This window comes from Intrasporangium sp. (genome assembly GCF_039812505.1).
In the GTDB taxonomy this organism is placed as follows: domain Bacteria; phylum Actinomycetota; class Actinomycetes; order Actinomycetales; family Dermatophilaceae; genus Intrasporangium_A.
The window spans coordinates 1-12830 of sequence record NZ_JBDIAQ010000098.1; the positions used below are offsets into that span (position 1 = coordinate 1).

Annotated in this window: 10 protein-coding genes and 1 tRNA gene; 4 read left to right on the forward strand and 7 right to left on the reverse strand. The window is 73.7% G+C overall.

Annotation, left to right across the window (positions count from 1 at the left end; all coding sequences use genetic code 11):
- Positions 1–160: 160 nt before the first annotated feature.
- The 3 genes from WMI84_RS12545 to dnaG form a co-directional block, all read right to left on the reverse strand.
- Positions 161–233, reverse strand: a tRNA-Asn gene (locus WMI84_RS12545).
- 187 nt (positions 234–420) lie between these two features.
- A complete protein-coding gene (locus tag WMI84_RS12550; RefSeq protein ID WP_347353647.1) occupies positions 421–936 on the reverse strand; it encodes a hypothetical protein in 516 nt (171 codons plus the stop codon).
- Positions 936–2858, reverse strand: coding sequence for a DNA primase (dnaG, locus tag WMI84_RS12555; RefSeq protein WP_347353649.1), 1923 nt, complete (start codon positions 2856–2858; stop codon positions 936–938). The genes WMI84_RS12550 and dnaG overlap by 1 nt, the downstream gene beginning before the upstream one ends.
- A 125-nt stretch (positions 2859–2983) precedes the next feature.
- Between dnaG and WMI84_RS12560 the strand changes: the two genes are divergently transcribed.
- Positions 2984–3448 carry a hypothetical protein gene (locus WMI84_RS12560; RefSeq protein ID WP_347353650.1) on the forward strand — a complete coding sequence of 155 codons (465 nt, stop codon included), beginning with the start codon at positions 2984–2986 and terminating at the stop codon, positions 3446–3448.
- A gap of 79 nt (positions 3449–3527) precedes the next feature.
- On the opposite strand, the gene WMI84_RS12565 is transcribed toward WMI84_RS12560, so the two are convergent.
- Complete coding sequence (locus tag WMI84_RS12565; protein WP_347353652.1) at positions 3528–4760, reverse strand: deoxyguanosinetriphosphate triphosphohydrolase; 1233 nt, start codon at positions 4758–4760, stop codon at positions 3528–3530.
- Between the two features lie 216 nt (positions 4761–4976).
- Between WMI84_RS12565 and WMI84_RS12570 the strand changes: the two genes are divergently transcribed.
- On the forward strand, positions 4977–5312 hold the full coding sequence (locus WMI84_RS12570; protein WP_347353653.1) for a CHAT domain-containing protein: 336 nt from the start codon (positions 4977–4979) through the stop codon (positions 5310–5312).
- A 65-nt stretch (positions 5313–5377) separates the two neighbouring features.
- Entirely contained in the window at positions 5378–8782 is a 3405-nt protein-coding gene (locus WMI84_RS12575; RefSeq protein WP_347353655.1) for a caspase family protein, read from the forward strand.
- Positions 8783–8821: 39 nt separating this feature from the next.
- Here the strand turns inward: WMI84_RS12575 and WMI84_RS12580 are convergent, their stop codons facing one another.
- The 3 genes from WMI84_RS12580 to WMI84_RS12590 form a co-directional block, all read right to left on the reverse strand.
- On the reverse strand, positions 8822–9460 hold the full coding sequence (locus WMI84_RS12580) for a YdeI/OmpD-associated family protein (protein ID WP_347353657.1): 639 nt from the start codon (positions 9458–9460) through the stop codon (positions 8822–8824).
- A gap of 116 nt (positions 9461–9576) precedes the next feature.
- The gene (gene dusB / locus WMI84_RS12585) at positions 9577–10812 is read right to left on the reverse strand and encodes a tRNA dihydrouridine synthase DusB (protein ID WP_347353663.1); all 1236 of its coding nucleotides are present in this window, start codon (positions 10810–10812) and stop codon (positions 9577–9579) included.
- Between the two features lie 55 nt (positions 10813–10867).
- Positions 10868–11599 (reverse strand): alpha/beta hydrolase, encoded by a 732-nt coding sequence (locus WMI84_RS12590; RefSeq protein WP_347353659.1) that lies wholly within the window; start codon positions 11597–11599, stop codon positions 10868–10870.
- 25 nt (positions 11600–11624) lie between these two features.
- On the opposite strand from WMI84_RS12590, the gene WMI84_RS12595 reads away from it, so the two are divergent.
- Positions 11625–12461 carry a sulfurtransferase gene (locus WMI84_RS12595; RefSeq protein WP_347353661.1) on the forward strand — a complete coding sequence of 279 codons (837 nt, stop codon included), beginning with the start codon at positions 11625–11627 and terminating at the stop codon, positions 12459–12461.
- Positions 12462–12830: the final 369 nt, after the last annotated feature.

Here is a 12830-nt window from a genome sequence, read left to right on the forward strand (position 1 = left end):
CCCGGGCCTGTCCACGCGCGACACACCGAGCACCGGCAAACCTCGACGGCTGCAACCATCAAGGTTTGCCGGTGCTCGGTGTGTCGCCGGCGCGGGGCAGTTTCGGCGCTGCTCGGACAGCAAAGGGCGGCCCTGGTCGGACCGCCCTTCGACCTGTCGGCTCCCCCGGTTGGACTCGAACCAACAACCTGCCGGTTAACAGCCGGCTGCTCTGCCAGTTGAGCTACAGGGGAATGCTGCCGGGCAACCATAGCAAAGGAGCCGACCCGGGCTTAAATCGGGATCGCGGGCGCTCGACACCTGCGACCGATCTCAGTTCTCGTGGGCGAACGAGCCGCCGGGCCACGACACCTGCGATCGATCTCAGTTCTCGTGGCCAACCCGCAGCCGGCCCACGCCGCAGCCGGACGGCCCGCGGCCTCACCGCCCCACTTCGGAGCGCAGCACCTTCAGCCGCTTCTCCGCCTCGGCGCGCACGTCGCCCTCGCGCAGGTCGACCCCCCGCCCGGCGATGATCTGCTCCAGCAGCCGGCCGGTGGCCAGGTCCTGCCGGATCACGACGCGGACCTTGCGCCGGTCCTCGGTACGGAACTCGTCGGCGAGCACGACACTGGCCTGCACCCGCTCGCGCAGGGCCTGCTTCAGCAGGGCCGACTCGCGGACGACCCACCGGGCGGGGTCCGTGCCGTCGACCCACGTCACGGTCAGCCGGTCGGAGTCCGGGTGCCAGGTGGCGCCGTCGACCTCGTGCCACGACCGGCTCCATGCCACCTGCCACGCCGCGTCGACGAAGACCAGGTGGTGGGTGGTCACCACTACGTAGCCCCGGCTCCCCTCGTCCTGCGCCCAGGCGAGCAGCTGCTCGCCCGGGCCGAGCGGCACGGCGTCGCGCAGCGTCCTGGCCGGGGCGTCGCCCCGGCGGCGGAAGATCGACATCAGCCCATCCCCTCCCTGATCCCGGCGAGCTCGCGCTGCAGCTGCTGCAGCCGTACCCCGAGCTGCCGGGACCGGTCGTGGTCCGGGCTTTCGGCATGTTCGAGACGCTGCAGCTCGCTCATCGCGTCGTCGATCCGGCGGGTCAGGCCGATCGTGCGCACCCGGGCGAACAGCTCATCGACGTACCGCGCGGTCGGCAGCCCGGTCAGCGGGTCCATCCGGGTCGGCAGCGTGGCCACCGCCAGCTCGCTGATCAGGCCCGCGACGGCGGTCGGGGCGGCCTCGGTGACCGCCGAGGTCCAGGCCCGCCCCGACGGGGACCCACCGGCCGCCCGAGCCGCATGCACGCCCTCCAGCACGGCGCGGTGGGCCGGTGCCGAGAAGTGGCCGGCGGTCAGCAGGTCGATCGCGTCGGGCCGCAGGACCGCCGGGTACTGCAGCACCACCTGCAGCAGCTGTCGCTCGGCCGCCACCACGGGGTCACGCGGGTCGGGCATGGGCAGGTACCCCTCGTCGGGCGCCGGTTCGGCGACGTCCTCAGAGGCCGAGGCCGGGGTATGCCGCTGGGCCGGGTCGTCACGAACCGTGACCTTCCCGGCCCGACCGACCTCACGGGCGACCTGCTCCACGTCCACGCCCAGCATCCCGGCGACCTCGCGGGTGTACTCGGGGCGCAGCGACCGGTCGCGGATCGAGGCCACGATCGGCGCGGCCGCCCGTAGTGCCTGCACCCGCCCCTCGGCGCTCGAGAGGTCGAAGCGGTCGATCGTCGTGCGGACCGCGAACTCGAACATCGGGACCGCGTCCTCGACGAGGGCGACGACCGCCGGGTCGCCCTCGAGCTGGCGCAGCTCGCACGGGTCGCGGCCGGACTTCTCGACGGCGACGAACGACTGGGACGCCCACCGCTGGTCGTCGGCGAAGGCCCGCATGGCGGCCTTCCGGCCGGCGGCATCGCCGTCGAAGGTGAAGACGACCTTGGCCGGAGCCAGACCGGGTTCATCGCGGACCAGTCGGCGCAGGATCCTGACGTGCTCGGCCCCGAAGGCCGTGCCGCACGTCGCGACCGCGGTCCCGACACCGGCGAGGTGGCAGGCCATGACGTCGGTGTAGCCCTCGACCACGACGGCCCGCCGTTCGGCCGAGATCCGCTTGCGGGCCAGGTCCAGGCCGTAGAGCACCGCCGACTTGCGGTAGAGCGGGGTCTCGGCGGTGTTGAGGTACTTCGCCTCGATCCGGTCGTCGTCGAAGATCCGCCGGGCGCCGAAGCCGATCGTGGCGCCGGTGATGTCGCGGATCGGCCAGACGAGACGGCCGCGGAACCGGTCGTAGAGCCCGCGGCTCCCCCGCCCCGCCAGGCCCCCGATGACCAGCTCGTCGTCGGTGAAGCCCTTGTCCCGCAGGTGCCGGACCAGCGCCTCCCCGCCGCGGGGGGCGAACCCGATGCCGAACTGCCTGACGTGCGCGCCGGTGAAGTCGCGGGCCCGCAGGAAGTCCCGGCCCGGACGGGCCGCCTGCTGGTGCAGGAGCTGGTCGGTGTAGAACTCCTCGGCCACCCGGTGCGCCTCGACGAGACGGGACCGACGGCCCGTCGCCTCGCCGGCGGACCGACCCGAGCCGCCCTCGTAGCGCAGCTGCACGCCGAAGCGCTCGGCGAGCCGCTCGACGGCCTCGGTGAAGGAGAGGCTGTCGACCTTCTGGACGAACGAGATCACGTCGCCGCCCTCGCCGCAGCCGAAGCAGTGGTAGAAGCCGTTGGCCGGGTTGATCCCGAAGGACGGGCTCTTCTCGTCGTGGAACGGGCACAGCCCGACCAGGCGCGAGCCGGACCGGCGCAGCGTGACGTGCTCGCGCACGACGTCCTCGAGGGAGGAGCGCTCCTTTACGGTCGCGATGTCGTCGGCGTTGATCAGGCCGGCCATGCCCCTCCTCTCGCTGGTAGGGAGTCTAGGTGGCTGCGCGGGACATTCGCCGAGGCAGCCCCGGACGTACCGGGACTGGCCCGGCGTGCGATGGTGGCCGGGTGAGCCAACCACAACCCGCAGCCGTGGAGCGAAGCAGTCCGCCCAGCTTCCTGATCCACGTCGTGAACCCGGTCCTGCGGCGGCTGCTGACCTCGCCGCTGCACCGCCCGATGAGCCGGGGCCTGATGGTCCTGCACGTCACCGGCCGCCGGACCGGGCACGTCTACGACATCGTGGTGGGTCGGCACGAGGTCGACGGCCGGCTGATGGCGCATGCCGGTGGGACGTGGCGGGCGAACCTGCGCGGAGGAGCCGACCTGCGGGTCACCCTGGACGGCCGCGAACGGGCGGCCCACGCGGTACTCGAGGAGGATCCGGACCGGCTGGTGGCGATCTACCGGACGTTGCTCGAACGGTTCGGCCGCCGACATGCCAACCGGGTCGGGCTCACCGTGAACGTGGACCGCGACCCCACCCCGGCGGAGCTGCGCGAGGCACTCACCGGCGACGCGTTCGCCATCATCACGCTGACCGAACCATCACGCTGACCGAACCATCACCCTGACCGACTGAGCACCCGGTGTCGCAGCCGCGTCACGAGGCCACGCCCAGGTCGCGCTGCGAAGGTCAGCCGACCCACTCACGGTGCAGTGCCAGCGCCCGGACGTCGGTCAGCGCCGCGACCTGGTCGACGAGGACCCGGCGGCGCTGCGCGTCGCTGCCGGCGACCCGGAAGTCCGCGCGAAGGTCACCGTCGAGGCGCGACTCCGGCTGGGCGGCATACGCGTCGAACAGCCCGTGCACCACCTCGCGCTGCCGGGACAGGACCGCGACGCGCTCGTCGGTGGTCATCACGAAGTGGTAGGCGACGGCCTTCAGGACCGCACACTCGGCGCGCGCGTGCTCCGGCACGACGAGGTCGGCGACGAAGCGGGTCAGCGCGCCCGGGCCGTACCGGGCCCGGGTCGCGTCCTCGGCGACCCGGACGAAGTGCCCGATCAGTCGGCTGGTCATGTCCTTCAGGGCCGCCAGGGCGCGGTGCGACCCGTCGTAGGCGGGCGGGATGGCGCCGGAGGCCACGAGCCGCTCGAGGGCGCCGGCCAGCACGTCGGGCGTGAGGTCCGGGGCGTAGGTGCGAGCGGCCGCGTCGAGCACCGGCACCATGTCCACGTCCGAACGCAGGACGCGCGGGTCCACCCAGCTCGAGGCGATCGCGTCCTCGACGTCGTGCACCGAGTAGGCGACGTCGTCCGACCAGTCCATGACCTGCGCCTCGATGCACCGGGCGCGCGGCGGGGCACCGGCGCGAAACCAGTCGAAGACCGCCCGGTCCGACGCATAGACGCCGAACTTCCTTGACCCGCCGGGCGCCTCGTCGCGCGGCCACGGGTACTTCGTGGCCGCGTCCAGGCTCGCCCGGGTCAGGTTGAGGCCGGCGGGCCGGCCGTCGGCGTGACTGCGCTTGGCCTCCAGCCGGGTCAGGATGCGCAGCGTCTGGGCGTTGCCCTCGAAGCCGCCGATGTCGGCGGCGATCTCGTCGAGCGCCGCCTCGCCGTTGTGCCCGAACGGTGGGTGGCCCAGGTCGTGCGCCAGGCAGGCCGTGTCGACGAGGTCGGCGTCGCAGCCGAGGGCGGCGCCGGACTCCCGGCCGATCTGGGCGACCTCGAGCGAGTGGGTCAGGCGGTTGCGGACGAAGTCGTCGTGGCCCGGGCCGAGTACCTGGGTCTTGGCGGCCAGCCGGCGCAGGGCCGCCGAGTGGACCACCCGCGCCCGGTCGCGGGCGAAGTCGTCGCGGTCGGCCCGCTTCTGGGCGGGGTCCTCCGCGACCCAGCGCTCCCGGTCTCGTGCCTCGTAGCCCACCCTCGGACTCTAGTGACCTGGCAGAGGAGCCCCGCCTCGCCTCCGAAAGAGGATGCGCCGGCCGCGTCGGAGCTCGACAATGGAGGGCGGAACGTGCCGTGCTCGGGAGGTGGCCATGGCCAGGTTCGTGAACGACGTCGCCGACTACGTCACGGCGACCCCCGACCCGGCGCGGCTGGTCGTGGCACTGGGCCACCCGGTGGTATTCCGCAACGCGTGCGAGTCGACCAGGGCCGCCCCCCAGGTCACCGGCCTGCCGACCGGGAGCCCCAGGCCCAGGGCCTCGGGTCCGCCTTCGTCTACGGCGGCGCCCAGGCCTGTGTGGGGTCGCTCTGGCCGGTGTTCGACGACACCGCAGCCGAACTCGCCGCCACCTTCTACGACGAGCTCATCGGCAACCGGCAACGGGTCGGTGAGGCGCTCCGGCAGGCTCGGCGCCGCAGCCACGACGTCAGGCACGACACGATCACCTGGGCGGCCTACGCGCTCTACGGCGACCCGGCATACCGGCTCGGCGCGCCGGTCGTCACGACGTGGGGCGCGCCGGCATGAACAGCCGCCCCGGGCCGGAGCCGACCCGACCAGCATCCGACCCCCGACCCGATCCAGGAGCCGTCATGGGCACGCCGCACAACACCTACGCCCTACTCGTCGGGATCGACGCCTACCCCGATCCGGTCCCGCCGCTGCGCGGCTGCCGCAACGACATCGAGGCGATCCGGACGCTGCTCGAGCGGCGGGTCGCGGGCAGCGAGGACACCCTGCACGTGCGGACCCTGCTCGACGAGCAGGCGACCCGGGCCGCCGTGATCGGCGGGTTCCGCGAGCACCTGGCCCGGGCGGGCGGCGAGGACACGGTGCTGTTCTACTACAGCGGGCACGGCTCGCAGGAACCGGCCCCAGAGCAGTTCTGGCACCTCGAGCCGGACCACCTGGACGAGACGCTGGTGCTCTGGGACAGCCGGCAGGAGGGGCAGTGGGACCTGGCCGACAAGGAGCTGGCCGCGCTGCTGGGCGAGGTCGCCGCCGGGGAGCCGCACATCCTCGTGGTGCTGGACTGCTGCCACTCCGGCAGCGGCACCCGGGCCCCGCTCGAGGACGGCATCGGCAGCCGCCGGGCTCCCACCGACTCGCGCGAGCGCCCGCCGGACAGCTTCCTGTTCGACCCGGCGCGGGTGGACGACCTCGTCGGGGTCGGCACGCAGCGCTCGGCCCTCGGCGGCAGCGGCTGGAGCGTCACCCGGGCCAGGCACGTGCTGCTGTCCGGGTGTCGCGCAAACGAGACGTCCAAGGAGATCTTCCACGCCGGCCTGCCGCGCGGGGCCATGTCCGTCGCGCTGGAGTCCGCCCTCGAGAAGGCGGGGGACGCGCTCAGCTACCGGGAGGTCCACCGCCAGGTCAGTGCCATCGTGCGGGGCGCCGTGCGCCAGCAGGCGCCGCAGCTGGAGACCTCGAGCGCCGCCGACCTGGACGTGCGCTTCCTCGGTGGTGCCCTCCCGCCCGGACCGGCCTGGTTCGCGGTCACCCGAGTCGGCGCGGCGTGGACCATGGACGGCGGCCGGGTGCACGGTGTGGGCGCGCCGGTCGGTGCCGAGGTCACCACGGTCGCGATCACCGACGCAGCCGGCAGCGCCGTCGGCACCGCCGACGTGACCCAGGTCCGGGCCGGCGACGCCACGCTGAGCGTGACCTCGGGTGAGCTGGACCCGACCCGCAGCTACCGGGCCAGGATCGTGGCTACCCCGCTTCCCCCGCTGCCGGTCCGGATCACCGGCGACCCGGACCGGGTGGGCGCGCTGCGAGCCGCCCTGGCGCAGCGCCGCGAGCACGGCCCCGCGCTCGTCGCCGAGGCCGGCGCCGATGCCGACCCCCTGGTAGAGGTGTCCACCGACGCGGACGGCTTCGCGCTGACCCGACGCGGCGGCGACCGCTCGCTCTGCCCCCGCGCCGGCACCGCCGCCGACGCAGTGGCCATGCTCGAGCACGTCGCAGCGTGGTCCACCGCGCTCGGGCTGCGCAACGGCACGAGCGCCCTGCCACGTGACGCCGTGACGGTCCGGCTCGCCGTCCAGCCGGACCCTGGCCAGACGCTGCCGATCGAGGTCGACGGCGGCTACCGGATCGAGTACCTCACCAGTGACCGGTCCCGCCCACGCGGCTACACGGTCACGCTGACGAACACGACGCAGCGGCCCCTCTGGGTGGCCCTGCTCGACCTGACCGACACCTTCGGCATCTACGCCGACGCGCTCGAGAACGGCTCCGAGCGGATCGCGCCGGGCGAGTCCAGGCCGATCGAGCTGCTGACCGACGTGCCCGACGTGCTCTGGGAGCAGGGGGTCACCGAGGTGACCGACGTGCTCAAGGTCATCGTCAGCACCGAGGAGTTCGACCCACGCCCGATGACGCAGGACGACCTCGCCGTGTCCGCGCCCACCCCACGCGAAGCCGTGGGCACCCGGGGGGCGAGCGGCATACCGGCGTCCACCCTCGACCGGCTGCTCCGGCGCGTCGGCACGCGACGGGCCCGCCCCCAGTCGGCGGGCGAGGCCGCCGCGGACTGGTACACCGCGGACCTGACGGTCGTCTCGGTGCGCCCGCGGGCGGGAGCCCGGACGCGGCCGGACGCGCCCACCCAGCTCGGGGCCGGCGTCGTGCTGCAACCCCATCCGGTGCTGCGGGCCACCGTCGAGCTGACCACGGCCGACGACGCCACCCGCGACCTCTCCGTCGCCCCGGTGCCGGAGTGCCTGCAGGGCGAGGGGACGATGCCCTTCACGCTGACCACGACCCGCGACGGCGGGCACGGGGCAGATGCCCTGCTCCTGCGGCTCGACGACCCGGGCTCGGCCGAGGCCGTGACGGCGGCCGACCCGCTCGTGGTGACCGTTCCGCAGCCGCTCGGCGAGGGCGAGCACCTGCTCCCCTTCGCCTGGGACGGCGAGTTCTACCTCCCGCTCGGTCACGCCCGACCCGCGGCCGGCGGCCAGGGCACCGACATCGTCCTGCAACGGCTGGCCCGTCCGGTCGCGACGGAGCGCAGCCTGGGCGGCTCGATCCGGATCCTGCTGCGCAAGCTGGTGGGCAAGGTGGCGCACCTGCCCCCGGCCTACCCACAGCTGCGGCTCGCGACGGTCGCCGACGACGGCACGGTCGGCTACGAGGGCGACCCGGACGCGGTGCGCCGCGCCGTCACGGCAGCCGACTCCGTGCTGCTCTACGTCCACGGCATCCTCGGGGACACCGAGGGGATGGCCCGCAGCTCCCGGCTCAGCGGCACCTCCCGCCCCATCGGCCCCGGCTACGGGGCGGTGCTGACCTTCGACTACGAGAACCTGGACACCCCGATCGAGCAGAACGCGGCCGCGCTCGGCACGATGCTCGCGGCCGCCGGCCTGGGCGGACAGCACGGCAAGCGACTCGACATCGTGGCCCACTCGATGGGCGGCCTGCTCTGCCGGCACCTGGTCGAGCGGATCGGCGGGGTGGAGGTGAACCGGCTGGTCACCCTCGGCACCCCGAACGGCGGGTCCCCGTGGCCGACCGTGCAGCAGTGGGCCACCGCGGCGGTCGCCCTGGCCGCCAACGGGTTCATCCCGGTCGCGTGGCCGGTGACCGCGCTCGCCGCCGTCCTGGGGGTCGTGGAGAAGGTCGACACCGCGCTCGACCAGATGCAGCCGGACTCCGACTTCCTCATGCAGCTGGGCCAGGCTCCCGACCCCGCCGTCCCGTACCACGTGATCGTCGGCGACCGTTCCCTCGCCCAGCCGACCACCGCCTCGGCCGACGGCCGGCTGGCCCGTCTCCTCGGCCGGCTGGCCCCCGCCCGGGTCGGCGGCAGGATCGCCGACCTGGTGTTCTTCGGCCGACCGAACGACCTCGCGGTGGCCGTGTCGAGCGCGCAGCACCTGCCGCCCGGCCGGGACCCCGCGCCACAGGTCCACGTCGTCGCGACCGACCACATCAGCTTCTTCGAGGACCGGGCGAGCCTCGACCTGCTCGCGAGCGCCCTGTCGGCGTGACCGGGGCGCACGGCTCCGCGGCCGGACGCGGTATGCCGCTCAGCCGAGCTCGTCACGCAGCCGAGCCACCCAGCCGGGCTCGGTGCCGTAGCGCTGCGACGGGATGAGGCGCAGGTGGGCACAGTCGTCGACGAGCTGGGCCATCCGCCGGTCGCGGGTGGCCTCCTGCTTGGCCGAGACGACCCAGCCCGTCGCGGCCTTGCGGTAGGACGGGGTTGCGCCGTCCCAGAAGGCCGAGGCGGTCGGGTTACCCCGCAGCAGGGCCTCGTACCGCTCCGGCCAGGTGCGCGGCCCGTTCTCGTAGGAGTAGACCCCCGACCGGTCCGCTCGGCGGCGCTCGAAGGCGGCCCGTCCGGCCGGGTGCATCCGGCCCTCGGCGGTCAGCTGTGCGACCGCCTCGATGTTGACGTTGCTCCATGTGCTGCCCGGTCTGCGCGGCGTCCAGCGCTGGCGTCGTGAGTCCTGGTCGATGGGCTGCATCTGCGAGTCGATCCAGCCGAAGCAGAGTGCCTCACGGAGGGCCTGCTCGTACGTGAGCCCCCGGTCGGGGACGTGCTTCTTGTGCAGGCCCATCCACAGCTCGCTCGCGGTGTCGTGGTTGGCCGCCAGCCAGGCGCGGAAGTCGGCCACGTCGTCGAAGAAGACCGCCGGACGCTCGGGACTGCCACCGGGTCGCATCTGCTCATCCTCCCAGCCGACGCCTCCAACGGGCCGTTCGAGGCCGAACGGGCCGCGGCACCGACCGGCTCGACCACGAGGCCACCGCCCGAGGGATCGCAGCAAGACCGGCGGGGTCAGCCGCCGGAGACGGACAGCTCCGCCTCGGCGATGCTGCGCCGGTGCTCCTCGGACAGCTCGCGCGAGTCGAGCCAGTGCTCGGGCAGGGCGACCTTGCGGGGCGAGCCGGCCCGGCCGCGTTGCCCCTCGGCCGGCTCCCCCGGCCACGGTGCATCACGGTCGAGACCGGCGAGCAGCTCGTCGAGCGAGGCGACCGAGTCGACCAGGGCGAGCGAGCTGCGGATCGTCGAGCCGGCGGGGAACCCCTTGAGGTACCAGGCGATGTGCTTGCGGATGTCGCGACACGCGTGCTCCTGGTTGCCGTAGAAGTCGACCAGGTAGAGGGTGTGCTGCCGGAGCGTGTCGGCCACCTCACCCAGCGTCGGGGTGACCCGGGTGGGGGCCCCCGCGAAGGCGGCCGCGAGGTCGGTGAACAGCCACGGCCGGCCCAGGCAGCCGCGGCCCACGACAACGCCGTCGACCCCGGTCTGCTCGACCATCCGCAGGGCGTCGTCGGCCGACCAGATGTCGCCGTTGCCGAGCACCGGCACCTTCGTGACGGTCTGCTTGAGCAGCCGGATCGCGGCCCAGTCGGCGGCGCCCGAGTAGGCCTGTGCGGCGGTGCGGGCGTGCAGCGCGACGGCGGCCACGCCCTCCTGCTCGGCGGCCAGCCCGGCATCCAGGTAGGTCAGGTGGTCCGCGTCGATCCCGGTGCGCATCTTGACGGTGACCGGGATGTCACGCCCGCCGCCCTCCTCGACGACGGCGCCCACGATGGCCCGGAACAGGTCGCGCTTCCACGGCAGCGCCGACCCGCCGCCCTTACGGGTCACCTTGGGCACGGGACAGCCGAAGTTGAGGTCGATGTGGTCGGCCCGGTCTTCCCGGGCGATGATCCGGGCCGCGGCCCGGGCGGTGGCCGGGTCGACGCTGTAGAGCTGGACCGAGCGGGGGTACTCGTCCGGGTCGTGCTCGATGAGCCGCATCGTCTCCGGGTTCCGCTCGACGAGGGCCCGCGTGGTGATCATCTCGCTGACGTAGAGGCTGCTCGCGCCGCAGGCGCCGCCGAGCGCCGTGCCCTCCCGGCCGTACTCACGGCACAGGCGCCGGAAGGCCCGGTTGGTGATGCCGGCCATGGGCGCCAGGACGACGGGCGACTCGATGACGCGTCGACCGATCCGCAGCGGCGGCAGCACCGGTGCGGATGCGGGCGGCGACGTGCCGGACGGGTCGCCCGAGCGCGGCGCGGTGATCGCGCGATGGCGCGGTGGGGTCAGGACGTCGGTCACAGCGCTCGATTCTCCCAAATCAGCGGGCCACCACCGAATCCGCGAAGCGCAGCAGGGCTGCCGCGAAGGCCTCGGGCTGGTCGAGGTTCGACAGGTGGGATGCCCTCGGGATGACCTCGACCCGGACGTCACGCAGCCCGAGGCCGTGCAGCCTCCGGACGAACGAGCTTGCCCCGATGCGGAACTGGTCGAACTGGCCGTTGAGGATCAACACCGGGCAGGCCAGCCCGGCCAGCATCGAGGGGCGGCACCGCGCCATCACCTCGGCCCAGGCGCGGGCCGTCGGCGCGAAGTAGTAGCCCCCGGCGATCACCGGGTCGACCAGGTGCGCCGGATAGAGCCGGCGCAGCACGCAGTCGTTGATCCGCGTCATCCGGTCCTCGCCGAGCCGGTCGGTGATGCGGGCGACCAGCCGGTAGACAGCGGCGCCCGGACCCACGGGAGCAGCGCTGCACCCCGCGAGCACCAGGCCGGACAGGCGCTCACCGCGCTGGGCGGCATACGCCATCGCGGCGTAGCCGCCCAGGGAGTGGCCGGCGAGGACGACGGGGGCACCGGACGGGGTCGCGCGGACGGCCTCGTCGATGACCTCGACGCACCGGTCGAGGGTGAACTCCTCTGCGGCGCGCGCGCCGTGCCCGGGCAGGTCGACGAGGCCGACGGTGGCCGGGCCGTCCAGCAGCGGCAGCTGGGGCGCCCACTGGGCACTCGACAGCCGCGACCCGTGGACGAGGACCAGGTGCGCAGGCACGGACCGAGGATGCCACGATGGACCGGTGAACCAGCTCATCACCGCCGCCGAGCTCGCCCACGAGATCGAGGACGTCGTCGTCATCGACGTCCGCTGGACCCTGACCACCGGTGGGGCCCGCAACCCCGGCATCGACGAGTATGCGGCCGGGCACATCCCCGGCGCGTTCTTCGTCGACCTCGAGTCGACGCTGGCCGCTCCGCCGGGCCCCGGGGGGCGTCATCCGCTGCCCGAGCCGGGCGTCGTCGAAGCCGCGCTGCGGCGGTGTGGCGTGAGCGATGGCAGCCGGGTCGTGGTCCACGACGGACGCGAGTCGTATGCCGCCGGGCGGGCCTGGTGGGTGCTGCGCTGGCTCGGTCTGGGCCACGTGCGCGTGCTGGACGGCGGGTTCGCGGCCTGGGTCGCGGCCGGGCTGCCGGTGAGCACGCTCGTTCCCGCCGAGCGGTCGGGCCGGTTCGTCGCGCGGCCCGGGTCGATGCCCACCACCGACGTGCACGGTGCCGCCGAGTGGGTGGGGACCGGCCTGCTGCTCGATGCCCGGGCACCGGAGCGGTACAGCGGTGCGGTCGAGCCCATCGACCCGGTGGCCGGGCACATCCCCGGGGCCGTCAACGCTCCGACGAGCGCATGGCTCGCGGCGGACGGGACCTTCCGGCCCGACCTGGCCGAGCACTGGGCCGAGGTGGCGGGCGCTCGAGCGGGTGAGCCGGTCGCGGTCTACTGCGGATCGGGGGTGACGGGGGCGCACGAGGTGCTCGCCCTGGCCCAGCTCGGCGTCGCGGCCACCCTCTACCCCGGCTCGTGGAGCGAATGGGTGCATGACCCGTCCCGTCCGGTGGCGACGGGCCCCGCTCCGTCCTGATCAGGTCGGTCCTGGCCGGCGCCAGGTCCCGGGTCACGTCGCGCGTCATGTCACCGGTCGGGCCGCGCAGTCGGTCACGTCGCGCGTCATGTCGCCGGTCGGGCCGACACCCGGTCAGGTCGCACGTCATGTCACCGGTCGCTCCGACCCTGAGCACGACTGGTAGACCCTCGCGCGACATGACGTGCGACATGACCTGCGGCGGACGTCGGGTCTCCGGTCGGGGAGCAGGTGCAGCACGGACACCCGGTCACGTCGCGCGTCATGTCAGTGGTCCGGCCAGCACCCGGTCACGTCGCACGTCATGTCACCGGTCCGGCCAGCACCCGGTCAGGTCGCACGTCATGTCACCGGTCGCTCCGACCCTGA

Excerpts from the sequence above, each read along its gene's own strand:
- WMI84_RS12550 (WP_347353647.1), bottom strand. The coding sequence starts at position 936 with ATGTCGATCTTCCGCCGCCGGGGCGACGCCCCGGCCAGGACGCTGCGC.
- dnaG (WP_347353649.1), bottom strand. The coding sequence starts at position 2,858 with ATGGCCGGCCTGATCAACGCCGACGACATCGCGACCGTAAAGGAGCGC.
- WMI84_RS12575 (WP_347353655.1), top strand. The coding sequence starts at position 5,378 with ATGGGCACGCCGCACAACACCTACGCCCTACTCGTCGGGATCGACGCC.
- WMI84_RS12580 (WP_347353657.1), bottom strand. The coding sequence starts at position 9,460 with ATGCGACCCGGTGGCAGTCCCGAGCGTCCGGCGGTCTTCTTCGACGAC.